Origin of the sequence: Microbacterium sp. NPDC090003 (genome assembly GCF_044748385.1) — a bacterium.
GTDB lineage: Bacteria > Actinomycetota > Actinomycetes > Actinomycetales > Microbacteriaceae > Microbacterium.
In genome coordinates, this window is record NZ_JBIVFW010000002.1 from 404,689 (window position 1) to 427,887 (window position 23,199).

Sequence of the window (23,199 nt, forward strand, 5' to 3'; positions counted from 1 at the left end):
GCCGACCTCACATGTCCGATGGGCGCAGCCGCCTTTACCGTGGCTTCCCATCAGCGGTATCCGGCGGCATCCGATGAAGGGGAAACGACATGAGACACGACCTCCGCAGATTGCTCGGCCTCCCGACCGTGGTCGCCCTCACGGCCGGCGCAACCCTGGCGCTCGCCGCCGCGGTCGGCGCCCCCGCGACCGGCGCCCCCGCGACCGGCGCCGCCGCGATAGCCGACCCGCCTCCGCAGACCGTCCACGTCGCCTCGGCCCAAGGCGCCGCAGACGCCCCCGACGACTTCATCCGTGACGTCCAGACCTGGACCACCACCTCCGCCGCCGGCCGCGACTACAAGATCTCCGTCGCGCTCCCGGCGAACTACGACGAGACCGGCGACCCGTATCGCGTGCTCTACGTCACCGACGCGAACGCCGAGTTCGGGATCGCAGTCGAGACCGCCCGGCTCAACGCCCCCGGAACCATGGTCGTCGGCATCGGCTACGACGACCCCGGTCAGGGATTCGCGGCCTCCGGAGTACGCCGCACGCTCGATCTCACGCCGACCGAGATCACGGCCGACGTGCCGACCGGCGGCGCCCCCGAGTTCCTCGACTTCCTGCGTTCCGAGCTCGTCCCGCAGATCGAGAGCGAGTTCCACGCCGACCCCGCCGACCGTGCACTCATGGGCCACTCCTTCGGCGGTCTCTTCGCCACCTACGCCCTGCTCCACAACGACGGCCTGTTCCACCGGTTCGTCATCGCGAGCCCGTCGATCTGGTGGGACGACCGCACGATCCTCGACATGGAGGCCGACTACGCCGAGACGCACGACGCTCTCGACGCGCGCGTCTTCCTCTCCGTCGGCGAGCTCGAGGAGACGACGTCCGGATTCCCCATGACCAGCGACATGACGAATCTCGCGCGTACGCTCCAGAGTCGCGACTACGACCGACTCGAACTGGGCGCGACGGTGTTCCCCGACGAGACCCACCTCTCCGTGATCGGCGCGGCGTTCAGCCGCGGCCTGCGATTCGTCTACGCGGCGCCGGGCACGGAGGTCCCGGGGACCACCCTCCCGGAGCAGCAGGACGTCGCCCCGCAGATCGTCACGCATCCGTCGGATGCCGAGATCGGTGAGGGAGCGACGGCGACGTTCACCGCCGCCGCGACGGGAACCCCCGAGCCCACGGTGATCTGGCAGACGCACCTCGCGGATGCCGGCGACTGGGTGACGATCCCGGATGCCGCCGCCCCCACCCTCACGATCGACGCCGTCCCGGCATCCGCCTCGGGCACCCGCTACCGTGCGGTCTTCACCAACTCCGTCGGCGAGTCCGCGACCGAGCCCGCCACCCTCACGGTGACGGCAGCGCCCTCAGCCCCTTCGGCCGAGGATCTCACCGAAGGCAATCGAGGATCCGTCACGGCGCCGGCCGCGGTCGCCCAGGGCGCCCCTCTCGACATCTCGATCGGAACCGAGCTCGCCGGCGAATCCGTCGATGTGCACCTCTTCTCCGACCCCACCCACCTGGGCACGCTCACCGCATCGTCTGCCGGCACGGTGCAGGCGATCATTCCGACGGATGCCGAGCTCGGGGCGCATCGTGTCGCCGTCTACGCGACCGACGGCGACCTCATCGGCTGGGCGCCGGTCGAGGTCGTCGCAGCTCCGTCGGGCGGAGCGACGGCTCCCGATGACCGCCTCGCGAACACGGGTGCGGATGCCGGGATCGTCGCGCCGATCGCCGTCGCCGCGAGCCTCGCGGTGCTCGTCGGGGGAGCGGTCATGATCGCCGCCCGGCGCCGCCGTGACGGGGCCGATGCGACGACGTGATTGACTCGACGGATGCTTCTCCACGCCGAGATCACGCCGCCGACAGGCGGCACGACTGACGGCGCGAGCGAGAAGGACGCCGCGAGCATCGTGCTGCTGCACGGCCTGATGGGGTCGACCGAGAGCTGGCACGACGTCGTCCCTCACCTGGCCGCGAGCGGATGGCGGGTCATCGCGATCGATCTCCCCGGCCATGGCCGATCGCCGCGCGACCCTGAACTCACGGTGGCACGAGCCGCGGCATCCGTCGTGCAGACCGTGCGCGCCCATACGGCCCGGCCGCCCTTCGCGGCGCTGGGACATTCGTACGGCGGTACCGTGCTCGCCGCTGCGGCTCCCGCTCTCGAACCGCGTCTCGCCGTCTTCATCGACTCGGCCCTCGCCTTCGCCGGGCACGCCGATCGAGCATCGCTCACCGCGCAGTACGTCGCGGATGCCGGTGCCCGCACTGTCGCCAGGCTCCGCGAGCGCCCGGGATACTCGGCGGCGTCCGCGGAGCGGGAAGCGCGCGCGGCACGGCTCTTCGACCCGGCGACCTCCGCGTCGATCTCCTGCGGAGCAGACGTCGACGAGCATCCACCGCCGGGCTCGATCGCCGTGATCGCCGATCCCAGCCGCTTCGTCCCTCCGGCCGCCGTGAGCCGTTGGCAGGCGGCGGATGTCGAGGTGCGCAGAATCCCCGGAGCCGCGCACACCCCCTGGTACGGCCGCCTCGACGACTTCGTCGCCGCGCTGCCCGAGGTCTTCGACCCCCGCCCACCCGGTTACCCTGGACAGTGACATGGCACATCTTCTGGGGGCCGAGGCCCTGCACCTCGAATATCCGACGAGGGTCGTCTTCGACTCCGTGACGCTCGGCATCGAGGAGGGGGATCGCATCGGCATCGTCGGCCGCAACGGCGACGGCAAGTCGAGCCTGCTGGGCATGCTCGCGGGCATCAAGGAACCGAACTCGGGTCGTGTCACGGTGCGCGGCGGAACGACGATCGGTGTGCTCGATCAGGCCGACACCCTGCCCGACGACCTCACGATCAGCCAGGCCGTCGTGGGCGACACCCCCGAGTACGAGTGGGCCGGTGATGCGCGCACCCGCGACGTCATCGAGGGGCTGCTGACCGACCTGCCGTGGGATGCCGAGATCGGATCTCTCAGTGGTGGCCAGCGCCGCCGCGTCTCGCTCGCCCGCCTGCTCGCCGGTGACTGGGACGTCATCGCCCTCGACGAGCCGACCAACCACCTCGACGTCGAGGCGATCACCTGGCTCGCCGGGCACCTCAAGAAGCGCTGGGCCGCGAACTCGGGCGCCCTCATGGTCGTGACCCACGACCGGTGGTTCCTCGATGAGATCTGCACCGAGACCTGGGAGGTGCACGACCGCATCGTCGAGCCGTTCGAGGGCGGGTACGCGGCGTACATCCTGCAGCGCGTCGAGCGCGACCGCATGGCCGCCGCCACCGAGGCGAAGCGCCAGAACCTCGCCCGCAAGGAGCTCGCGTGGCTCCGCCGGGGAGCCCCCGCGCGCACGAGCAAGCCCAAGTTCCGCATCGACGCGGCCAACGAGCTCATCGCCGACGTGCCCGAGATCCGTGACAAGGTGTCGCTGCAGTCGCTCGCCGTCTCGCGCCTCGGCAAGGACGTCGTCGACCTCCTCGACGTGGGCGTGACGTACCCGACGGCCGATGGCGGCGAGAAGGTGGTGCTGCGCGATGTCGAGTGGCGCATCGCTCCGGGCGAGCGCACCGGCATCCTGGGCGTCAACGGAGCGGGCAAGTCCACACTGCTGGGCCTCATCTCGGGAACCGTCGAACCGACGGTCGGCCGCGTCAAGCGCGGCACGACCGTGAAGGTGCAGACGCTCACCCAGCGCCTCGACGAGCTCGACCAGTACTGGAACGACCCGGTGCGCGTGATCATCTCGGGCCTGCGCACCTCGTACACGCTGGGCGCCGGCTCGAAGGCGCAGGACCTCACTCCCGGGCAGCTGCTCGAGCGCCTCGGATTCTCCTCCGCCCAGCTCTCGACGCCGGTCAAGGACCTCTCGGGCGGTCAGCAGCGCCGCCTGCAGCTCCTGCTCGTTCTCCTCGACCAGCCCAACGTGCTGATCCTCGACGAGCCCACCAACGACCTCGACACCGACATGCTCGCCGCGATCGAAGACCTCCTCGATTCCTGGTCGGGCACCCTCCTGGTGGTCAGCCACGACCGCTACTTCCTCGAGCGCGTCACCGACCAGCAGTTCGCGATCCTCGACGGCCATCTGCGTCACCTCCCCGGCGGCGTCGACGAGTACCTGCGACTCCGCCACCTGCAGACCTCGAGCGCCGAGAAGGGGCACGCGGTGAAGGCCGCGACCACGACGGCGGCGGCGACGGCATCCGCTCTCGACGGTGCCGCCCTTCGCTCCGCGCAGAAGGAGGTTTCGGCTCTCGAGCGCAAGATCCAGAAGCTCACGCAGCAGGTGGATGCCGCCAAGCACGCGCTCGCGGAGCACGACCAGGCCGACTACGCGGGCCTCGGCGAGAAGATGTCGAAGATCAGCGCGCAGGAGGCCGAGATCGAAGAGCTCGAGCTGCGCTGGTTCGAACTCACCGAGCAGATCGGCTGACGCCGCTCGCCCCGTATCGCGGGCGGGCGCGTGAACCAGGGATCGGCAGTACCTGGTGATCTCGGTGCTGCGGGAATACCTTTGCCTTGCGACGCGCTGTGCTCTGGGCGGGGTCTGACGCCGGCCGGTGTCGCACAGCACGATTCTGCGGCACCGGGAGGTACACATGGAAGGACTCGAGGTCACGGTCCTGCTCGGACTCACGATTCTCGTCGGCACTCTGATCGCACCACGCGTGCGGTTGGCGCTGCCGCTGGTGCTCGTCGTCTTCGGGCTTCTCCTCGGCTTCGTGCCGGCGCTGCGCGAGGTGCAGCTGCCGCCCGAGACCGTGTTGCTGCTGTTCCTGCCGGTGATGCTCTTCTGGGAGAGCCTGACGACGTCGCTGCGGTCGATCCGCCGCGACTTCCGGTACATCCTCCCGATGAGCACGCTCCTGGTCGTCGCCTCGGCCTTCGCGGTCGCCGGTGTCGGCGTGCTGTTCGGGATGCCGTGGGAGATCGCCCTGATCCTCGGTGCCGCGGTCGCCCCGCCGGACGCCACAGCGGTCGCGGCACTCGGACGTCTGCTGCCCCGGCGCATGTTCATGAAGCTGAAGGCCGAGAGCCTCACCAACGACGGCACCGCGCTGGTGCTCTACGCCATCGCCGTCTCGCTCGCCGTCGGCGGCCAGGTCACTCCGTGGTCGGTGACGTGGACGGTGCTCGTGTCGTACGTGGGCGGAATCGCGGCCGGTGTCGTCGTGGCGCTGCTGGGGGTGCTGCTCCTGCAGCGTTCGAACCGCACGGCCGTCATCAACGTCACGATGCTCCTGATCCCGTTCACCGCGTTCCTCGTCGCCGAGCTCATCCATGCCTCGGGTGTGCTCGCCGTGGTCGTGGCCGGCCTCATCGCCTCCTACGTCTCGCCGCGTGTCACGACGGCATCCTCCCGCCGCCAATCCGACGCGGTGTGGCCCTTCGGGGTGTTCCTGCTCAACGGCGCACTGTTCATCCTCATCGGCCTCGAGGTGCAGTACGTCGTGCACGAGATCTCGGCCGCGATGATCGGCTGGCTCGTGCTCACGTCGCTCGCCGTCTGGGCGACACTCCTGGTCGTGCGCTACCTCTTCCAGTTCTTCACCGGGTTCTTCCAGCGGCCCGCCACGCGACCCCCGAGGGGACTGCGCGCTCGCTCGCGCGTGGTCTCGACCGTCGCCGGCATGCGCGGCGCGGTCTCGCTCGCGATCGCGCTGTCGGTGCCGACCAGCCTCGCAGAGGGAACGACGGGCCGCGACGAGATCGTGTTCGTCACCGCCGGGGTCATCCTGCTCAGCCTGCTCGTGCAGGGCCCGCTCCTGCCCGCCGTCGTGCGCTGGGCACGGATGCCGGTCGACCATGCCGAGCAGGAGGAGTACGAGCTCGCCGAACGGGCGATCTCGGGGGCCGCGCTGTCGGCGCTCGACGACCTCGCCGCCGAGCACGGCGTCGGTCAGGAGGTGCGCGATCGCGTGCGCTCCGAGGGGTACCAGATGCTCGAGCTCGCCAACGCGAAGGCGCTGGCCCGTGAGCAGGCGCTCGTCGACGCCGAGGCGCGCGAGCTCGACGCCCTGCTCGACACCCCCGACCCCACGGTGTCCGACACCACGGCGCCCGACGCCCCGGCATCCGATGCCCTCGACGACGTGCTGGGCGTCGGGGGAGTGACGGATGCCGTCGACGGCACCACCCTGCAGATGATCGCGACCTCGACGGATGTCGATGTGCTGCAGCGCTCGCCGCTCGTGCGCCACGAGGAGCACACCCGGCTCAAGCTGGCACTCCTCGAACGCAAGCGCGAGGTGCTGATCGGCCTGCGCCGCTCCGGCACCGTCGACGACATCGTCGTGCGCCGCATCGCCGCTCGCCTCGACCTCGAGCAGGTGCGCCTGCAGGGGATCGAGGAGTTCGACTGATCCGACACGCGCGGCGGTCGACGACGGTGACGCTGTGTGACAGCCGATTCCGTGCCCGGGGCCGCACCTGTCTACCGTATGTGAGTCCCTGAGAGAGGAACCCGCACACATCATGTCCCGTCGTACCACGTCCATCATCGCCGCGCTCGCCGCGGTCCCGCTCTTCGTCGCGCTCGCCGGATGCGCCACGTCCACCGGCGCCGGCTCCGACTCGGGCTCGTCCGAGAACGAGGTCGTCAAGATCGGCGTCGTCGGCAAGGGCGACCCGCAGTGGCCCGCGTTCGTCGACGCCGCCGCCGAGGAGGGCATCTCGGTCGAGCTCGTCGACTTCGGCTCCTACGAGCAGCCGAACCCCGCGCTGACCGAGGGCGAGATCGACCTCAACCAGTTCCAGCACATCGTGTACCTCGCCGGATACAACGAGGACTCGGGCTCCGACCTCACCCCGATCGGCTCCACCGCGATCTACCCGCTGGGGCTCTACTCGAAGAAGTACGACGACGTCGACAGCATCCCCGAGGGCGAGACCGTCGCCGTCCCGGACGACGCCTCGAACCAGGCGCGTGCCCTGCTCGTGCTCCAGTCGGCCGGCCTCGTCGAGCTCAAGAGCGGCGGCACGATCTTCTCCGACCTCGCCGACGTCGACACCGCGAAGTCGAAGGTCAAGGTCACGGCTCTCGAGGCCGCGCTGATTCCGACGTCGCTGCCCGATGTCGCCGCCGCGATCATCAACAACGACTTCGTCCAGGACGCGGGCCTCACGTTCGATGACGCCATCGCCCAGGACGACCCGGAAGACCCCAACGCCCTGCCGTACGTGAACATCTTCGCCGCCCGCGCCGAGGATGCCGACAACGAGACGTACCTCAAGCTCGTCGAGATCTTCCAGACGAACGAAGACGTCCAGGCCGGACTCCTCGAGTCGTCGGGCGACACCGCGGTGCCGCTGCAGACGCCGGTCGCCGACCTCGTCGCCTCGCTCGAGAAGGTCCAGAAGGACACCGCAGAGAACAAGTGATCAGGCGGGGGACACCCCGCCTGATGCGAGAGAATCGGGTGGCGCCTCGTGCGTCACCCGATTCGTCGTCTCCCGACATCCCACCCACCGGAGCATCCATGCCGATCGTGAGCCTGACCAACGTGTCGAAGGCCTATCCCTCCCGCGTACCGGGAGATGCCGAGATCATCGCCGTCGACGACGTGACCCTGTCGATCGAGAAGGGCGACGTGTTCGGCATCATCGGATACTCGGGCGCAGGCAAGTCGACCCTGGTGCGTCTGATCAACGCCCTCGAGCCCGCCACCGGCGGCACGATCCTCGTGGACGGCGTCGACCTCACCTCGCTCTCCGAGAGCGCACTGCGCAAGGTGCGCGGCGGCATCGGCATGATCTTCCAGCAGTTCAACCTGTTCTCCTCGCGCACGGTGCGCGCGAACGTGGCCTATCCGCTCAAGCTCGCGGGCTGGTCGAAGGCCGACATCGACGCCCGGGTGGCGGAGCTGCTGTCGTTCGTCGGCCTGTCCGACAAGGCCAAGGCCTACCCCGAGCAGCTCTCCGGGGGGCAGAAGCAGCGCGTCGGCATCGCTCGCGCCCTCGCCACGGGGCCCGCGATCCTGCTCGCCGACGAGGCGACGAGCGCGCTCGACCCGCAGACCACGCACGAGGTGCTCGATCTGCTCAAGCGCGTCAACCGGGAGCAGGGCGTCACCATCGTCGTCATCACCCACGAGATGGACGTCATCCAGACGATCGCCACGAAGGTCGCCGTCATGGAGAACGGGCGCGTGATCGAGCAGGGCGATGTCTTCGACGTCTTCTCCGCCCCGCAGAACCCGGCATCGCAGCGCTTCGTCGGCACGGTGGTCAAGGGCATCCCCTCGCCGGCCGAGCTGTCGGTGCTGCGCGAGCGCCACCGCGGACGCCTGGTCACCTTCTCGTTCCGCGACGGCGATTCCTCGCAGGCCCAGGTCTTCCTCGATCTCGCCGCGGCCGGTCTCGACTTCGAGCTCGTCTACGGCGGCATCAACGACATCCGCGGACGCGCCTTCGGCCATCTGACCCTGGCGATCCGCGGCGAGAGCGCCGCCATCGATCATGCCCTCGCGGCCATCGCCGAACGCGTCGAAGTCACCGAGATCGCGCGAGAGGAGGCCCGCTGATGGACCGCCTGCAGGAGCTGATGCCCGAGTTCTGGGCCGCCGCGCTCGAAACGCTCTACATGACGTCGTTCGCTCTCGTCCTCGGCGGCGTGCTCGGGCTCCTCATCGGCGTCATCCTCTACGTCACCCGCCCCGGGGGTCTGCTGCCGAACCGTGTCGTGTCGGTGCTCGCGAATCTCGCGGTGAACATCTTCCGCCCGATCCCGTTCGTGATCTTCATGGCCGTCGCGCAGCCGTTCGCGCGGGTCGTGGTGGGCGTGGGCATCGGCACCACGGCCGGAGCCTTCATCATCGCCCTCGCCGCCTCGTTCGCGATCGGACGCATCGTCGAGCAGCACCTCGTCTCGGTCTCGCCCGGTGTCATCGAGGCGGCGCGCGCGATGGGTGCAGGCCCTCTCCGCATCCTCTTCACCGTCGCGATCCCCGAGTCGCTGGGTCCGCTCATCCTGGGATACACGTTCATCGTGGTCGCCCTCATCGACATGACCGCGATGGCCGGTCTGATCGGCGGCGGCGGCCTCGGAGCGTTCGCGCAGATCTACGGCTTCCGCCAGTTCGAACCGGTCGTGATGTGGGCGGCGATCGCCCTCATCGTCGTGTTCGTGCATCTCGTACAGATGCTGGGCACGCGCCTGGCGCGCAGGATCATGCGCCGCTGAGCGCGCCCCTCAGCCGCCTGCGGGGGCTTCCGCCGTGTCGCCGGCGGGAGCCTCCTGCAGGCGTCGACGCGTCGTGAACACACGCTCCTCGCTCGACAACGGGTCGATGAACCGCAGTTCGCGGGCGAGCAGCTGCATGGGCCGCGCGAAGTCGTCGGGGGCCTCCGGGCGCAGCTCGGGATAGAACGGATCGTTCAGGATGCCGGCGCCCAGAGCGGCGAGATGCACGCGCAACTGGTGCATCTTGCCGCTGTGCGGGCGCAGGAGCGTGTGCACGACCCGGTCGTCGGCGCCGATGAACTCGATGAGGGTCTCCGAGTTCGGCTCGCGCTGATCGTCGACCCGCACGCGCAGCTCGCCGCGGTGCTTGTCGATGTGGGTGCGATACACGAGGGGGAGCGGCTGCCCCGCCAGCGCCGGTTGCTCGGGATCCCACCCCTCTGGCCGGGCCGACACCGCCTCGTAGGTCTTCTGCACCCGGCGGGTTTCGAAGAGCAGTTGGTAGGCGCCGCGCGTCGCCGGGCGAGCGGAGAACATCAGCACGCCGGCCGTCGCGCGATCGAGGCGGTGGATCGGGGCGAGGTCGGGGTTGTCGAGGAGGTTGCGCAGCCGTACGAGCGCGGAGTTCTGCAGGAACTTGCCGCCCGGCGTCGTCGGGAGGAAGTGCGGTTTGTCGACGACGACGAGGTCGTCGTCGCGGTGCAGGACCTCGATCTCGAACGGGATGGCGCTCTCGACCGGGGGCTCGCGGTAGTACCAGACGAACTCCACGCTCCCCAGGGGGGCGTCGCGCGCGACCGGGCGGGCATCGATGTCGACGATCTCACCGCGGTCGAAGCGCACCCGCAGCAGTTCCGGCTCGAGGTGGAAGAAGCGCTCCACCATGTAGTCGGCGATCGTCGGCCACGGGCCGATGAGCGGCACGTGCAGGCGTGTCGCGCCGACGCCGTCGCGCACGGGAAGGGGCGAGGGCATGCCCATCAGCGCACCCCGCTCACGCGTCGAAGCTCAGGCTGAGCTTGCGCAGCAGGCCGGCCAGCCGATCGCGGTCGCCCCGTGAGAGCGCCTGCAGCAGGTCGGCCTCGACGTCGACGAGACGGGTGATGGCGGCATCCACCCGCATGCGTCCGTCGTCGGTCAGCGTGACCAGGATGCTGCGGCCGTCGCCGGGATCGGCCTCGCGCCGCACCAGACGACGGCTCACGAGACGGTCGATCCGGTTGGTCATCGTGCCGCTCGAGACGAGCGTCTGCTGCAGCAACTGCTTGGGGGAGAGCTGGAACGGCGCCCCCGCACGTCGCAGCGCCGAGAGCACGTCCCATTCCCAGGGCTCGAGGTCGCTGCGGCGGAAGACGTCGCGGCGTGCGCGGTCGAGGTGACGCGAGAGCCGGTCCATGCGGGAGAGCACTTCGAGGGGCGAGAAGTCGAGGTCGGGGCGCTGGGTGTTCCAGGCGCCGACGATCCGATCGACCTCGTCCGTTGCGCTCATCCCTCCATTATCGCGCCCGAGGGCTCCGACCGCGCTTCGTCGCCGAGGTCGACGGCCATGAACGTGCTGTGCGGGTCGGGCCGGTAGTCGCCGAACGGCGCGCACTCCACGAACCCGGCCCGTGCATACAGGGCGTGCGCCGGACGGAAGAACTCCGCGCTGCCGGTCTCGAGCGAGATCCGGCGGATGCCGCGGCTGCGGGCGTCGGCGAGCAGGGCGCCGAGCATCGCCCGCCCCAGCCCCTGTCCCCGGCGGGCGGGCTCGGTGCGCATCGACTTGAGCTCCTCGTGACCCTCCGCGAGGGGAGCGAGTGCTCCCGTCGCGACGAGATCGGCGCCGTCGCGCGCCACGAACAGGCGCACGCCCGGGGCGAGGAGGCGATCGAGCGACAGTGCGTGCTGGCTCTCGGGCGGCGCGGTGCCGGCCATGTCGTCGTGGTGCGCGAGGAGGAACGCGGCGAGGCCGGGGGTGGGGCCTACGACGCGGTCGATCAGGATGCTCATGGTCGAAGCATCCCAGAGCCGTGTTTCGCGCCGATGACGGCGTGGCAGAATGAGCGGGCGGCTTTCCTCGCGGAGGCCGCGGTCCGCCGTGGTGTAATGGCAGCACGACAGCCTTTGGAGCTGTGAGGTCTAGGTTCGAGTCCTGGCGGCGGAGCATGACGGAGAACAACCTCGCGATCGTGGTCCTCGCCGCAGGGCAGGGCACGCGCATGAAGTCCCGGCTGCCGAAGGTGCTGCACCCGATCGGCGGTCGTCCGCTCGTCGGCCACGTGCTCACGACCGCCGCCCGGCTCAGCGCCGCGCACGTCGAGGTCGTCGTGCGGCACGAGCGCGACCAGGTCGTCGCAGCTCTCGCGAAGGACTACCCGGACGCCGTGTTCATCGATCAGGACGACGTGCCCGGCACCGGACGCGCGGTACAGGTCGCCATCGACGCGCTCCCCGGTGATTTCGACGGTGACGTGCTCGTGCTCTCGGGGGATGTTCCCCTCCTGGAAGCCGACACGCTCAGCGCCCTCATCGAGGGCCACCGAGCGGCCGCCGCCGCCGCGACGCTGCTGAGCGCGCGCCTCGACGACCCGACCGGATACGGCCGTGTCATCCGCGACGCGGACGGCACCGTTCAGCGCATCGTCGAGCAGAAGGACGCCACCGCCGATGAGGCCGCCGTCACCGAGATCAACGCCGGCGTCTACGTCTTCCGCGCCACCGAACTGCGCAGATTCCTCGCACAGGTCGGCCAGGACAACGCACAGGGCGAGATGTACCTGACCACCGTGATCGAGCTGCTGCGAGGTGCGCAACACCGTGTTGCGGCGGAGATCGCGGCCGACACCGCATCCACGTTCGGCATCAACGACCGCATTCAGCTCGCCGAGGCGGGACGCGTGCTCAACGACCGCATCGTCCGCCGCTGGCAGCGCGAGGGCGTCACGGTCGTCGACCCGGCCACCACCTGGATCGACGACGACGCACAGCTCGCACCCGACGTCACCATCCTCCCGAACACGCACATCCTGCGCGCCACGACGATCGCGGAGGGGGCGATCATCGGTCCGGACACGACCCTCGTGGACTGCGAGGTCGGCGAGGCCGCGATCGTGCGCCGCACCGATGCCACCCTCGCGGTGATCGGTGCGGAGGCGACCGTCGGGCCCTTCTCGTTCTTGCGCCCCGGCACGATCCTGGGCGCGAAGGGCAAGATCGGCGCCTACGTCGAGACCAAGAACGCCGAGATCGGCGAGGGCAGCAAGGTGCCGCACCTGTCGTACGTGGGAGACGCCACGATCGGCCGCGGCGTGAACCTCGGCGCGAGCACGATCACGGCGAACTACGACGACGTGAACAAGCACCGAACGGAGATCGGCGACGAGGTGCACACCGGGTCGCACACGGTGCTCGTCGCGCCCGTTAGGCTGGGAGCAGGCGCGAAGACCGGCGCCGGCGCGGTCGTCCGCAAGGATGTTCCGGCCGGTGCACTGGCCATGACCGTCGCACCCCAGCGCAACATCGAGGGCTGGGTCGAGAAGAACAGAGCAGGGACGGGCGCGGCGGATGCCGTGGCCCGAGAGCGAGCGGCGGAATAGGCAGGCCATGGCCCGGAAGAAGAAGACGGTCGATCTGGATCGCGACAACGGGGTAGCCCCCGGCATCATCGCGAAGACCAAGAAGCGGCTCGTCGTCGCGGGCGGCCGCTCGCACCCCGAGCTCACGGCGGCCGTCGCCGAGGCTCTCGGCACCGAGATCGCTCCGATCGAGCATCGCACCTTCGCCTCGGGCGAGATCTACGCACGCTACGAGGTCTCGATCCGCGGCGTCGATCTCTTCCTCGTGCAGACCTTCGGCGAGCCGGTCAACGAGTGGCTCATGGAGACGCTCATCATGATCGACGCCGCCAAGCGCGCCTCGGCCAAGCGCATCACCGTCGTCGCTCCGTACTATCCGTACTCGCGTCAGGACAAGAAGGGCCGCGGTCGCGAGCCGATCAGCGCCCGACTCGTCGCCGACCTGCTCAAGACCGCCGGCGCCGACCGAGTGATGAGCGTCGACCTGCACGCCGCCCAGATCCAGGGCTTCTTCGACGGTCCCGTCGACCACCTCTTCGCCAAGCCCGTTCTGCTCGACTACTTCGAGCGCACGCTCTCGCCCGCGGATCGCGAGATCCTCACGGTCGTCTCGCCCGACATGGGGCGCGTGCGCGTCGCCGACACGTGGTCCGACAGCCTCGGCGCCCCGCTCGCGATCATCCACAAGCGCCGCGATCCGAAGGTCGCGAACCAGGTCTCCGTGCACGAGATCGTCGGTACGGTCGAGGGTCGCACCTGCCTGCTCGTCGACGACATGATCGACACGGGCGGCACGATCGTCAAGGCCGCGCAGGCGCTCAAGGCGGCGGGCGCGCACCGCGTCATCGTGGCGGCGACGCACGCGATCTTCAGCGACCCGGCATCCGATCGTCTGCAGGACTCCTCGATCGACGAGGTCGTCATCACCGACACGATCCCGCTCACCGAGTCGCGCCGCTGGGACAAGCTCACGATCCTCCCGATCGCGCCGCTGCTCGCCCGCGCGATCCACGAGGTCTTCGAGGACGGTTCGGTCACGAGCATGTTCGGCGGCGACGCGTAGGCTCGACGTTCATCGTCAACGCCTCGACACGGCACAGCAGGCACATAGCCACCCTTCCTACTCTCGAATCATCGACACCGCATTCGCGGTCGTCGACGACACCGAGCCGGGAGGACCACCATGATCCGCACGACCGTACCGACTTCCGTTCGCACGGGCTCCGCTCTCGCGGGCATCGCCGGACTCCTCGTCCTGGCCGGATGCGCGACCACGCCCACCGATGCCGGCGGGACGAGCGACAGCACGTCCGGGACCGACAGCACGACCGGCTCGGGGTCTTCGTCCGGTGCCGACGCCTCGTCGACCTATGCCGACGGCACCTACACGGCGGAGGGCTCGTACCGGACCCCCGAATCGGTCGAGACGATCTCGGTGACCCTCACCCTCGCCGACGGCGTCGTCACCGACGTCGAGGTGACCGGCGACCCGCAGGCGCGCGAGACCGAGCAGTACCAGGGTGCGTTCATCGACGGCATCTCGGAAGAGGTCGAGGGCAAGGCGCTCGACGACCTGAACGTGAGCCGCGTCGCCGGGTCCTCGCTGACCAGCGGCGGATTCAACGCGGCCGTCGACGACATCAAGGAGCAGGCCGCAGCCTGAGCCCCGACGAGGTGATCGGGCGATGGTGACCTGGCCGTGGTGATCGGGCGATGGTGATCTGGCAGTTCGAGGCGATCGGCACACGCTGGGAGGTCGAGTCGGAAGGTGTGCTGTCGGCCGACTCCCGCGCCGCCGTCGATGCCGTGATCGAGCGCTTCGACCGGGAGTGGTCGCGGTTCCGCCCCGACTCCGATGTCACGCGTCTCGCGCGCGAGGGCGGCATGCTCGCCTCCAGCGACGCGGGGGCGATGCTCGACGCGTACTGTGAGCTGTCGGACGCGACCGCAGGGGCGGTCAATCCGCTCGTGGGGGAGAGCCTCGAAGCGCTGGGCTACGACGCCGACTACTCGCTCGCCGCAGGAGACCCGGTGATCGCCCCGACCGACTGGACCGAGCGGCTGCGCTGGACGGCGGGCACGGTTGCCGTCGCGCGCCCGGCACTGATCGACGTCGGCGCGCTCGGCAAAGGGCGGCTCGTCGACCTCGTGTGCGATGCGTTGAGGGATGTCCCGGGCGACCTGATCGTCGACGCCGGAGGCGACCTCGCGGTGCGCGGCGGCGGTGCGGACGGCGCCGGGGTGCGCATCGGCCTGGAGCATCCGTTCGATCCTGCGCGAGCGATCGGCGTCGCCACGATCCACGACCGGGCGCTGTGCGCCTCGGCGATCAACCGCCGTGCCTGGGGCGAGGGTCTCCACCACGTGCTCGACGCCCGCACGGGGCTGCCCGTGCGCACCTGGGCGGCGACCTGGGCGATCGCGCGCGATGCCATGACCGCGGATGCCGTCGCCACCGCGCTCTTCTTCGACGGCGGCCCCGAACTCGCCGCCCGCTGGGGCGTCGAGTGGGTGCGCATGAGCACCGACGGCCGAGCGCAGCGCTCGCCCGAGTGCCCCGTCGAGATCTTCACCCCCACCCGTTCGCCCCGATAGGGAAGAGTCGAGCCCATGAACCGTTCCTTCACCGCCGCCCGGCAGCGCGTCCTGGCCCTGCTCGGGGCGCTGTCGATGTATCGACTGGTGCTGTTCGCGCTCATCGCCCTCGCCGTCATCGCGCTCGGCCTGTCGGCGCTCGGAGTCATCGTCTCGCCCACTCCGATCGAGATCCTGGTGTCGTTCCTGGTGCTCGCCGTCGTGATCTCGGGCGTGGACGCGCTGGTGCAGCGGCTGCTCCGCCTGCCGTGGCGCATCGAGTCGTCGCTCGTGACCGCACTGATCCTGCTCTTCGTCCTCCGCCCGGGGGTGGAGGTGCAGGCGATCCTCGGTCTCGCGATCGCGGGCGGCGTGGCGAGCCTGTCGAAGTACCTCATCGCCTGGCGCGGTCGCCACATCCTCAACCCTGCGGCCTTCGGCGCCGCCGTCGTCTCGATCATCGGCTCGTTCGGAGCGTTCTCGTGGCTCGGCACCTCGGCATCGTGGTGGGTCGGCACCCCGTCGCTCACGATCCCGGTCGTACTGCTCGGTCTCGCCGTGCTGTGGCGCACCGAGAAGGTGCGCATCGTTCTGCTGTTCCTCGTGATCGCTCTCGCGACCTCGGTTCTGCGCCAGTTCGTGCAGGCGCAGCAGGCGGGTTTCGAGGTGGATCTCGGCACCGCCCTCTCGTTCGCGCTGCTGCAGTCGCCGTTCCTCTTCCTCGGGGCATTCATGCTCTCCGAGCCGTTGACACTGCCGCCGCGGCGTTGGCAGCAGTTCTCGGTCGCAGCGGTCGTGGGCGTGCTGGCCGGCTGGCCGATCTCGATCGCCGGCCTCTTCACGCTCGGTCAGGAACGCGCGCTCCTCATCGGCAACCTCGTGGCCTTCGCGTTCGCGGTGCGCGGCTCGGTGCGCCTGGTGCTCGAGAAGCGCCGGCTCGTCACGCCGACCGCACAGGAGCTGACATTCCGCGCGAAGGGCAAGGTGTCGTTCCTGCCCGGTCAGTACCTCGAACTCGATGTGCCGCATCACCGCCCGGACGCCCGGGGGACCCGCCGCGAGTTCAGCATCGTCTCCGCTCCGGCCGACCTCCCGACACTGCGCATCGCATACAAGAACGGCGATCGGCAGCATCCGTCGTCGTACAAGCGCGCCCTCGCCGCCGCCGAACCCGGAACGACGCTCGCCGTCACCGGGACCTGGGGCGATTTCCTGCTCCCGCGTGGCGAGACCCCCGTGCTGATGGTGGCGGCCGGCATCGGCGTCACGCCGTTCGTCTCGCAGCTCCGGCAGCTGCACGCGCAGGGCGTCTCGCGCGACGTGGTGCTCGTCTACGTCGCGGCGGACTCCTCCGAACTCGCCTTCCGCGATGAACTCGCCGCGACCGGCGCCCGTGTCGTCGTCTTCACCCGCGACGAGCCGCACGACCTCCCGCCGCACTGGACCTGGGCGCACGGCATCCGCCTCGACGCCGACGGCCTCGGCCGCTTCGTGCCCGACATCGCCGATCGTCATGCGTTCATCTCGGGCCCGCCCCGCCTGATCGCCGATCTCGCGCCCGCCCTGCAGCGTGCCCGCGCCCTGACGACCGACGCCTTCGCCGGGTACTGACCGCCCGCGTCGGCGCGGCCGACTGCTCTATGCCTCGCTCGCCGCCGACGGATCGTCCGCCTCCGACGCCGCGTCGACCCCCGCAGTCGCGGGGTTCCGGGGCAGGCGCACCGTGAACGTCGTGTCTCCCGGCTCGCTGGCGACGGAGATGAAGCCGCCGTGCCCCTCGACGATGGCCTTGGCGATCGCGAGTCCCAGACCGGTGCCGCCGGTCTGGCGGGCACGCGAGCTGTCGCCCCGAGCGAATCGGGCGAAGAGCTCGTCGCGTACGGCGGGATCGATGCCGGGGCCGTCGTCGTGCACGCGCAGCACGGCCTCGTCGTCCTCCTGCGCGACGGACAGCGTGATCGTCGTGCCGGCGGGGGTGTGCGTCCGTGCGTTCGCGAGCAGATTCGCGACGACCTGGTGCATGCGTCCGCTGTCGCCGACGATGACGACGGGCTCGTCGGGCGCTTCGATGTTCCAGTGATGATCGACCGCGGTCGGCCGGGCGTCGGCCAGGCTCTCGAGCGCGAGCTGCGTGAGATCCACGCTGCCGTAGACCAGCTCGCGGCCCTCGTCGAGGCGTGCCAGCAGCAGCAGATCCTCGACCAGACGCGTCATACGCAGGGACTGGGCCTGGATGCGCTCCAGCGATGTGGTCGTTCCTTCGATCGCCTCGGGCCCGTGGGCCTGCCCGAGCGCGCGCAGCGAGAGCTCCGAGTAGCCACGGATCGAGGCGAGGGGCGTGCGCAGCTCGTGGCTGGCGTCGGCGACGAAGCGCCGCATCCGCTCCTCGTTCTTCTGGCGAGCGGCGAGCGAGGTGTCGACGTGGTCGAGCAGCTTGTTCAGCGATGCGCCGACGAGCCCCGCCTCGGTGCGCGGGTCGGCTTGAGACGCGGGGATCCGTTCGGTGATCGACACCTCCCCGCGATCGAGGGGCTGGTTGGCCACGCGGGTCGCGGTCGCGGCGACGGCTCGGAGGGGGCGCAGACCCACCCGGATCGTGATCGCCGTGGTGAGGGCGAGCAGGATGAGGCCGCCGATGGTGGCGAGGGCGATCACCGTGAGCAGCGCGGTGAGCTGATTCTGGATGGCTTCGCGGGGGAGACCCGTCACGACGACGACCCCGGAGGGTCCCGTCGACGCCGTCACCCGGTACGATCCGAGGCCCTCGATCGTGACATTCGCGACGTGCTCGCCGTTGAGGGCTCCGGCGATCTGCACGAGCTGCGCCGACGTGAGAGCGTCCGTTCCGCCGTCGAAATCGTCGGTCGAGCTCGGCACCACGACACCGTCGATCCCGGTCGCCGGGTTCTGGATGGCCACCAGGAGCCCCGGTTCGCCGCCGCCGCGTCCGATGATGTTCTGGGCGGTGACGAGGTCGGGCGAGACCTGCTTGATGATCCGCGACACCGAATCCGCGTAGCCGTAGATCCGCTCGTCGAGCTGTCGTTCGAGCGTGCTACCCAGCGTCGCGCTGGTGATCACGGCGACGATCACGAGGATGAGCGAGACGAACCCGATGACGGCGGTCATCAGCCGCGTCTGCAGGCTCATCGGCCGATGCGTCATCCTCGTCCGACTCACTGGGGGGCCTTGATCATGTAGCCGACGCCACGCACGGTGTGCAGCAGGGGAGTGCGTCCGGCGTCGATCTTCTTGCGCAGGTACGAGATGTAGAGCTCGACCACCGACGACTTTCCGCCGAAGTCGTAGCTCCACACGCGGTCGAGGATCTGCGCCTTCGAGAGCACGCGTCGCTCGTTGCGCATGAGGTAGCGCAGCAGCTCGAACTCGGTCGCGGTGAGCTCGATCTCGGTCCCGTCGCGCACGACCTCGTGGCTGTCCTCGTTGAGGGTGAGGTCGGCGACGCGCAGGATCGACTGCCCGTCGTCGGCCATCGCGTGACCGGTGCGGCGGATGATCGCGCGCAGACGGGCGATCACCTCTTCGAGGCTGAAGGGCTTCGTCACGTAGTCGTCGCCGCCGGCGGTGAGGCCCGCCACACGATCGCCCACGGCATCCTTCGCGGTGAGGAAGAGTACCGGCACCAGGCTGCCGGATTCGCGCAGACGGCGCAGCACGGCCATCCCGTCGAGGTCGGGCATCATGATGTCGAGCACGAGGGCGTCCGGCTCGAACTCGCGCGCGACCTGGAGCGCCTCCATGCCGGACGACGCGGTGCGCACCTCCCAGCCCTCCATGCGCAGGGCCATCGCGAGCAGGTCGGTGAGCATCTGCTCGTCGTCCACCGCGAGGATGCGCAGCGGGGTGCCGTCGGGGCGGCGCAGGTCGGGGAGATCACTGGTCATGCACCCATTCTGCGGAACCACCTATGGGTTTTCTATGGAGACGGCTATGCGCAACCTGTGAAGATCGCCGACCGACATCGGATGCCGTCGTCCATAGCGTCTTCATCGTCTCGCCCTCGAATCCGCATAGACCGCGTTCCTAGCGTCGTCTTCGGCACCGCGACCTCCGCGGCAGAAGGAGAGAGATGTACGGAACATATCTGCGCCGCGAACTCGCGGGCCGCAAGAAGCAGACGACCATCGTCGCGATCGGACTCGCGATCGCGATCGGACTCGTGATCATCGTCAACGCCCTCACCGCCGGCGTGCGCGACGCGCAGGCGCAGGCGCTCGAGTCCGTATACGGCGTCGGCACCGATCTGACCGTCACGGGAGCTGCGGCGGAACCGGGGGAGGGCGGAGGCCCGCGCTTCGAGTTCGATGCCGACTCCGGCGAGACCGACGGCGACACGACCACGCTCGCCCAGTCCACGCTGAGCACCGACTTCCTGCGCGGCACGCTCGAGGCCTCGGTGCTCGATACGGTCACCTCGACCGAGGGCGTCTCGGCCGCGACGGGCGCGCTGAGCCTCACCAACTCCACGTTCTCCGGCGAACTCCCCAGTGGCGGGTTCGGGCCGCAGGACAGCGCGACGCAGGGCGATCAGGGGCAGATGCCCGCCGAGGGCCAGGCTCCTCCGCAGGGCGGGTCCGACGGCGCGGGCGGTGGAGCGTTCGGCGTCGACTCCTTCACGGTGCTCGGCATCGACCCGGCGGCGACGGCGATCGGCCCGCTCGCCTCGGTCGAGGTCAGCGACGGACGCGCGCTCGACGCCGATGACAGCGGAGAGCTCGTCGCCCTCGTCGACAGCACGTACGCGACCACGAACGACATCGCGGTCGGCGAAACGATCGACGTCGCGGGCTCCGACGTCGAGGTGGTCGGCATCCTCACCTCCACCTCGGATGCCGCCGACACCGCCGCGAACGTCTACCTGCCCCTCGACACGGCGCAGGATCTCTCGGGCGCCGGCGACGTGATCTCCACGGTCTACGTGCAGGCCGACTCCGCGTCGTCGATCGACGCCGTGCAGGCGGCGCTGACCGATGAGCTGCCCGATGCGACCGTCACCTCGCAGGCCGAGCTCGCGTCGAGCGTCTCGGGGTCGCTGTCGAGTGCGACGTCGCTCATCACCAACCTCGGCACCTGGCTCTCGATCATCGTGCTCGCGGTCGCCGTGCTGCTGTCGGTCCTGCTGACCCTCTCGGGCGTCGGACGTCGCACCCGTGAATTCGGCACCCTGAAGGCGATCGGATGGTCGAACGGGCGCGTCGTGCGCCAGGTGGCCGGGGAGTCCATGGTGCAGGGACTCATCGGCGGAGCGGCCGGTCTCGTGATCGGCATCGCCGGGATCGTGGTGATCAACATCATCCGACCGACCGTCGCCGCCGGTTCCGCGGCCACCGAGGGCGCACAGGGCGGCCCCGGCGGTATGGGCGGAGGCCCGACCGGCGGTGGAGGGATGTTCCAGACGGCCCAGACCGCCGACATCGTGCTGCACGCCCCGTTCACCCCGTGGGTGCTCGTCGCCGCGGTCGGTCTCGCGGTGCTCGGCGGCCTCGTCGCCGGAGCCTTCGGCGGCTGGCGCGCCGCCCGTCTCAGTCCGGCCGAGGCCCTGCGGTCGGTCGCGTGATCGCGCCGTTCACGACAACCATGACAGACCAGGAGAAGAACATGACCATCACCGATACCACCGCCACCGTTTCGGAAACGGATGCCGCGGCGCCGCTGTACCGCGCCTCCGGCGTCACACGCACCTACGCCCAGAAGGGCCGGACGGTGAAAGCGCTCACGGGCGTCGATCTCGAGATCGGTACCGGCGAGTTCGTCACGATCCAGGGACCGACCGGCGGAGGGAAGTCCACCCTGCTCCAGCTGCTCGGAGCGCTCGACCGCCCGTCGTCCGGCTCCTTGACCCTCGCAGGGACCGAACTCGCCTCGGCCTCGCCGAAGGAGCTCGGTCGCATCCGCGCCGAGGAGATCGGGTTCGTCTTCCAGGGGTTCAACCTCATCCCCACGCTCACGGCCGCCGAGAACGTCGACATGGCGCTCGAGCCGACATCGCTCGACCGGGCTGAGCGGCGCCGCCGCGTGAGCGAGGCGCTCGCGCACGTGGGTCTCGCCGACCGCGGCGATCACCTGCCCACCGAACTCTCGGGAGGTCAGCAGCAGCGGGTCGCGATCGCGCGGGCGATCGTCAAGCGCCCGCGCGTGCTGCTGGCCGACGAGCCGACGGGCAACCTCGACGAGAGCATGCGCGACGAGATCCTCGCCCTTCTCGAGGGACTCTGCGCCGGGGGCATCACGATGGTCGTCGTGACGCACGACTCGGCCGTCGCCCGCCGTGCCACCCGCCGGTTGCGGCTCTCGAAGGGGACCGTGCAGGACATCACGAAATAGGCGGACGCACGAAGGGCCCCGGCGTGATGCCGGGGCCCTTCGTGTGCGTCAGCGCGAGATCAGTGGGTGTCCTCTGCCTCGATCTCGGTGCGGTCGCCCGACCACTGCGTGTGGAAGGTGCCTTCCTTGTCGATGCGCTTGTACGTGTGGGCGCCGAAGAAGTCGCGCTGACCCTGTACGAGGGCGGCGGGCAGGCGGTCGGCGCGGATGCCGTCGTAGTACGACAGCGACGACGAGAACGCCGGAGCCGGGATACCGGCCTGCGCGGCGGTCACGACGACACGGCGCCACGCGGACTGGCCGCGGGTGAGCGCCTCGGCGAAGTACGGTGCGGTCATGAGAACCGGTAGCTCGGGGGTCTCGGCGTAGGCGTCGGCGATGCGGTTCAGGAACTGAGCGCGGATGATGCAGCCGCCGCGCCAGATCTTCGAGATCGCCCCGAGGTCGATGTTCCAGTCGTACTCGGCAGCGCCGGCGCGGATCTCGTCGAAGCCCTGCGAGTACGCGACGATCTTCGACGCGTAGAGCGCGAGGCGCACGTCCTCGATGAACTGCTCGGTGTTCTCGGACGAGACCGTGAACTCCTCGTCGGGGCCCGGGAGGGTGCCGGCGACCGCGCGCTGCTCGGGGTGCGACGAGAGCGAACGGGCGAAGGTCGCCTCGGCGATGCCGGAGACGGGAACGCCGAGCGAGAGGGCCGTCTGCACGGTCCATGCCCCGGTGCCCTTCGCGCCGGCCTGGTCGAGGATGACATCGACGAGCGGCTTGCCGGTCTCGGCGTCGACCTGACGGAGCACCTCGGCGGTGATCTCGATCAGGTACGACTCGAGCTCGCCCTTGTTCCACTCGGCGAAGATGTCGGCGATCTCGGAGGGGCTCTTGCCCGTGCCGCGACGGATGAGGTCGTAGGCCTCGGCGATCAGCTGCATGTCGGCGTACTCGATGCCGTTGTGCACCATCTTCACGAAGTGACCGGCGCCGTCGTGGCCGACGTGCGTCACGCAGGGCTCGCCCTCGGCGATCGCCGCGATGGACTTCAGGATCGGGCCGAGGGTGACCCACGACTCGTCCGAGCCGCCGGGCATGATCGAGGGGCCCGTGAGGGCGCCCTCCTCGCCACCGGAGATACCGGCGCCGACGAAGTTGATACCGGTCTCGCGCACAGCCTTCTCACGACGGATCGTGTCGGGGAAGTACGCGTTGCCGCCGTCGACGATGATGTCGCCCGGCTCGAAGACCTCGACCAGAGAGTCGATCACGGCATCCGTCGGGCCGCCGGCCTTGACCATGATGATCGCCGTGCGCGGCTTCTGCAGCGAGTCGGCGAACTCCCGGTAGGACTGCGCCGGGATGAAACCGGCCTCGGGGTGCGCGTCGAGAAGGCTCTGGGTCTTCTCGTAGCTGCGGTTGAAGATCGCCACCGTGTTGCCCTCGCGGCTGGCGAGGTTGCGGGCGAGGTTCGACCCCATGACGGCGAGTCCGACGACTCCGATGTTGGCTGATGCTTCGGGCACAGAAGGCTCCTCGATCGTGAAGAAGGGTGGTT

Annotated in this window: 20 protein-coding genes and 1 tRNA gene; 15 read left to right on the plus strand and 6 right to left on the minus strand. The window is 69.8% G+C overall.

The window, feature by feature from the left end:
- Window positions 1-89: 89 nt before the first annotated feature.
- The 7 genes from ACIPVN_RS14855 to ACIPVN_RS14885 all read left to right on the plus strand — a co-directional run bounded on the left by ACIPVN_RS14855 (window position 90) and on the right by ACIPVN_RS14885 (window position 9,177).
- Entirely contained in the window at window positions 90-1,823 is a 1,734-nt protein-coding gene (locus tag ACIPVN_RS14855) for an alpha/beta hydrolase-fold protein (RefSeq protein ID WP_400444324.1), read from the plus strand.
- Between the two features lie 12 nt (window positions 1,824-1,835).
- A complete protein-coding gene (locus ACIPVN_RS14860) occupies window positions 1,836-2,603 on the plus strand; it encodes an alpha/beta fold hydrolase (protein WP_400444327.1) in 768 nt (255 codons plus the stop codon).
- 1 nt (window position 2,604) lies between these two features.
- Window positions 2,605-4,428 carry an ABC-F family ATP-binding cassette domain-containing protein gene (locus ACIPVN_RS14865; RefSeq protein WP_400444330.1) on the plus strand — a complete coding sequence of 608 codons (1,824 nt, stop codon included), beginning with the start codon at window positions 2,605-2,607 and terminating at the stop codon, window positions 4,426-4,428.
- A 166-nt stretch (window positions 4,429-4,594) separates the two neighbouring features.
- The gene (locus tag ACIPVN_RS14870) at window positions 4,595-6,358 is read left to right on the plus strand and encodes a Na+/H+ antiporter (protein WP_400444333.1); all 1,764 of its coding nucleotides are present in this window, start codon (window positions 4,595-4,597) and stop codon (window positions 6,356-6,358) included.
- 112 nt (window positions 6,359-6,470) lie between these two features.
- The gene (locus ACIPVN_RS14875; protein ID WP_400444335.1) at window positions 6,471-7,376 is read left to right on the plus strand and encodes a MetQ/NlpA family ABC transporter substrate-binding protein; all 906 of its coding nucleotides are present in this window, start codon (window positions 6,471-6,473) and stop codon (window positions 7,374-7,376) included.
- A 98-nt stretch (window positions 7,377-7,474) separates the two neighbouring features.
- Entirely contained in the window at window positions 7,475-8,518 is a 1,044-nt protein-coding gene (locus tag ACIPVN_RS14880; protein ID WP_400444338.1) for a methionine ABC transporter ATP-binding protein, read from the plus strand.
- Window positions 8,518-9,177 (plus strand): methionine ABC transporter permease, encoded by a 660-nt coding sequence (locus tag ACIPVN_RS14885; RefSeq protein ID WP_400444341.1) that lies wholly within the window; start codon window positions 8,518-8,520, stop codon window positions 9,175-9,177. Before ACIPVN_RS14880 ends, ACIPVN_RS14885 begins: the two co-directional genes overlap by 1 nt.
- Window positions 9,178-9,186: 9 nt before the next feature.
- On the opposite strand, the gene ACIPVN_RS14890 is transcribed toward ACIPVN_RS14885, so the two are convergent.
- Genes ACIPVN_RS14890 through ACIPVN_RS14900 form a run of 3 tightly spaced genes read right to left on the minus strand, consistent with a single transcriptional unit; the run spans window position 9,187 to window position 11,169 of the window.
- A complete protein-coding gene (locus tag ACIPVN_RS14890; RefSeq protein WP_400444344.1) occupies window positions 9,187-10,152 on the minus strand; it encodes a pseudouridine synthase in 966 nt (321 codons plus the stop codon).
- 19 nt (window positions 10,153-10,171) lie between these two features.
- Window positions 10,172-10,666, minus strand: a complete 495-nt coding sequence (locus tag ACIPVN_RS14895; protein WP_400444346.1) for a MarR family winged helix-turn-helix transcriptional regulator — start codon at window positions 10,664-10,666, stop codon at window positions 10,172-10,174.
- Window positions 10,663-11,169, minus strand: coding sequence for a GNAT family N-acetyltransferase (locus tag ACIPVN_RS14900; RefSeq protein ID WP_400444349.1), 507 nt, complete (start codon window positions 11,167-11,169; stop codon window positions 10,663-10,665). The genes ACIPVN_RS14895 and ACIPVN_RS14900 overlap by 4 nt, the downstream gene beginning before the upstream one ends.
- Before the next feature lie 82 nt (window positions 11,170-11,251).
- On the opposite strand from ACIPVN_RS14900, the gene ACIPVN_RS14905 reads away from it, so the two are divergent.
- The 6 genes from ACIPVN_RS14905 to ACIPVN_RS14930 all read left to right on the plus strand — a co-directional run bounded on the left by ACIPVN_RS14905 (window position 11,252) and on the right by ACIPVN_RS14930 (window position 16,919).
- Window positions 11,252-11,323 (plus strand) — tRNA-Gln (locus tag ACIPVN_RS14905).
- A 1-nt stretch (window position 11,324) separates the two neighbouring features.
- The gene (gene glmU, locus ACIPVN_RS14910; RefSeq protein WP_400444352.1) at window positions 11,325-12,755 is read left to right on the plus strand and encodes a bifunctional UDP-N-acetylglucosamine diphosphorylase/glucosamine-1-phosphate N-acetyltransferase GlmU; all 1,431 of its coding nucleotides are present in this window, start codon (window positions 11,325-11,327) and stop codon (window positions 12,753-12,755) included.
- 7 nt (window positions 12,756-12,762) lie between these two features.
- Window positions 12,763-13,797, plus strand: a complete 1,035-nt coding sequence (locus ACIPVN_RS14915; RefSeq protein ID WP_400444355.1) for a ribose-phosphate diphosphokinase — start codon at window positions 12,763-12,765, stop codon at window positions 13,795-13,797.
- Between the two features lie 120 nt (window positions 13,798-13,917).
- On the plus strand, window positions 13,918-14,397 hold the full coding sequence (locus ACIPVN_RS14920; RefSeq protein ID WP_400444358.1) for an FMN-binding protein: 480 nt from the start codon (window positions 13,918-13,920) through the stop codon (window positions 14,395-14,397).
- 50 nt (window positions 14,398-14,447) lie between these two features.
- Window positions 14,448-15,329 carry an FAD:protein FMN transferase gene (locus tag ACIPVN_RS14925; protein WP_400444361.1) on the plus strand — a complete coding sequence of 294 codons (882 nt, stop codon included), beginning with the start codon at window positions 14,448-14,450 and terminating at the stop codon, window positions 15,327-15,329.
- A 15-nt stretch (window positions 15,330-15,344) separates the two neighbouring features.
- Window positions 15,345-16,919, plus strand: a complete 1,575-nt coding sequence (locus tag ACIPVN_RS14930; RefSeq protein WP_400444364.1) for a flavodoxin reductase — start codon at window positions 15,345-15,347, stop codon at window positions 16,917-16,919.
- Window positions 16,920-16,946: 27 nt separating this feature from the next.
- Here the strand turns inward: ACIPVN_RS14930 and ACIPVN_RS14935 are convergent, their stop codons facing one another.
- Together ACIPVN_RS14935 and ACIPVN_RS14940 are read right to left on the minus strand one after the other, a co-directional pair.
- The gene (locus ACIPVN_RS14935; RefSeq protein ID WP_400444366.1) at window positions 16,947-18,458 is read right to left on the minus strand and encodes a sensor histidine kinase; all 1,512 of its coding nucleotides are present in this window, start codon (window positions 18,456-18,458) and stop codon (window positions 16,947-16,949) included.
- Between the two features lie 26 nt (window positions 18,459-18,484).
- Window positions 18,485-19,213, minus strand: a complete 729-nt coding sequence (locus tag ACIPVN_RS14940) for a response regulator transcription factor (RefSeq protein ID WP_247624850.1) — start codon at window positions 19,211-19,213, stop codon at window positions 18,485-18,487.
- Window positions 19,214-19,398: 185 nt separating this feature from the next.
- On the opposite strand from ACIPVN_RS14940, the gene ACIPVN_RS14945 reads away from it, so the two are divergent.
- Together ACIPVN_RS14945 and ACIPVN_RS14950 are read left to right on the plus strand one after the other, a co-directional pair.
- Window positions 19,399-20,886, plus strand: coding sequence for an ABC transporter permease (locus ACIPVN_RS14945; protein WP_400444369.1), 1,488 nt, complete (start codon window positions 19,399-19,401; stop codon window positions 20,884-20,886).
- 41 nt (window positions 20,887-20,927) lie between these two features.
- On the plus strand, window positions 20,928-21,653 hold the full coding sequence (locus ACIPVN_RS14950) for an ABC transporter ATP-binding protein (RefSeq protein WP_400444372.1): 726 nt from the start codon (window positions 20,928-20,930) through the stop codon (window positions 21,651-21,653).
- Between the two features lie 59 nt (window positions 21,654-21,712).
- Here the strand turns inward: ACIPVN_RS14950 and gndA are convergent, their stop codons facing one another.
- Window positions 21,713-23,167: an NADP-dependent phosphogluconate dehydrogenase gene (gndA, locus tag ACIPVN_RS14955; protein WP_400444375.1), complete on the minus strand. Its 1,455-nt coding sequence runs from the start codon at window positions 23,165-23,167 to the stop codon at window positions 21,713-21,715.
- Window positions 23,168-23,199: the final 32 nt, after the last annotated feature.

What these genes read in the sequence shown, in the direction of transcription:
- ACIPVN_RS14945 (WP_400444369.1), top strand. Translation starts at nt 19,399, where the DNA reads ATGTACGGAACATATCTGCGCCGCGAACTCGCGGGCCGCAAGAAGCAG.
- glmU (WP_400444352.1), top strand. Translation starts at nt 11,325, where the DNA reads ATGACGGAGAACAACCTCGCGATCGTGGTCCTCGCCGCAGGGCAGGGC.
- ACIPVN_RS14895 (WP_400444346.1), bottom strand. Translation starts at nt 10,666, where the DNA reads ATGAGCGCAACGGACGAGGTCGATCGGATCGTCGGCGCCTGGAACACC.
- ACIPVN_RS14860 (WP_400444327.1), top strand. Translation starts at nt 1,836, where the DNA reads ATGCTTCTCCACGCCGAGATCACGCCGCCGACAGGCGGCACGACTGAC.
- ACIPVN_RS14935 (WP_400444366.1), bottom strand. Translation starts at nt 18,458, where the DNA reads ATGAGCCTGCAGACGCGGCTGATGACCGCCGTCATCGGGTTCGTCTCG.
- ACIPVN_RS14950 (WP_400444372.1), top strand. Translation starts at nt 20,928, where the DNA reads ATGACCATCACCGATACCACCGCCACCGTTTCGGAAACGGATGCCGCG.
- ACIPVN_RS14920 (WP_400444358.1), top strand. Translation starts at nt 13,918, where the DNA reads ATGATCCGCACGACCGTACCGACTTCCGTTCGCACGGGCTCCGCTCTC.
- ACIPVN_RS14875 (WP_400444335.1), top strand. Translation starts at nt 6,471, where the DNA reads ATGTCCCGTCGTACCACGTCCATCATCGCCGCGCTCGCCGCGGTCCCG.
- ACIPVN_RS14865 (WP_400444330.1), top strand. Translation starts at nt 2,605, where the DNA reads ATGGCACATCTTCTGGGGGCCGAGGCCCTGCACCTCGAATATCCGACG.
- ACIPVN_RS14930 (WP_400444364.1), top strand. Translation starts at nt 15,345, where the DNA reads ATGAACCGTTCCTTCACCGCCGCCCGGCAGCGCGTCCTGGCCCTGCTC.
- ACIPVN_RS14940 (WP_247624850.1), bottom strand. Translation starts at nt 19,213, where the DNA reads ATGACCAGTGATCTCCCCGACCTGCGCCGCCCCGACGGCACCCCGCTG.
- ACIPVN_RS14885 (WP_400444341.1), top strand. Translation starts at nt 8,518, where the DNA reads ATGGACCGCCTGCAGGAGCTGATGCCCGAGTTCTGGGCCGCCGCGCTC.
- ACIPVN_RS14900 (WP_400444349.1), bottom strand. Translation starts at nt 11,169, where the DNA reads ATGAGCATCCTGATCGACCGCGTCGTAGGCCCCACCCCCGGCCTCGCC.
- ACIPVN_RS14855 (WP_400444324.1), top strand. Translation starts at nt 90, where the DNA reads ATGAGACACGACCTCCGCAGATTGCTCGGCCTCCCGACCGTGGTCGCC.
- ACIPVN_RS14890 (WP_400444344.1), bottom strand. Translation starts at nt 10,152, where the DNA reads ATGCCCTCGCCCCTTCCCGTGCGCGACGGCGTCGGCGCGACACGCCTG.
- ACIPVN_RS14915 (WP_400444355.1), top strand. Translation starts at nt 12,763, where the DNA reads ATGGCCCGGAAGAAGAAGACGGTCGATCTGGATCGCGACAACGGGGTA.
- ACIPVN_RS14880 (WP_400444338.1), top strand. Translation starts at nt 7,475, where the DNA reads ATGCCGATCGTGAGCCTGACCAACGTGTCGAAGGCCTATCCCTCCCGC.
- ACIPVN_RS14925 (WP_400444361.1), top strand. Translation starts at nt 14,448, where the DNA reads ATGGTGATCTGGCAGTTCGAGGCGATCGGCACACGCTGGGAGGTCGAG.
- ACIPVN_RS14870 (WP_400444333.1), top strand. Translation starts at nt 4,595, where the DNA reads ATGGAAGGACTCGAGGTCACGGTCCTGCTCGGACTCACGATTCTCGTC.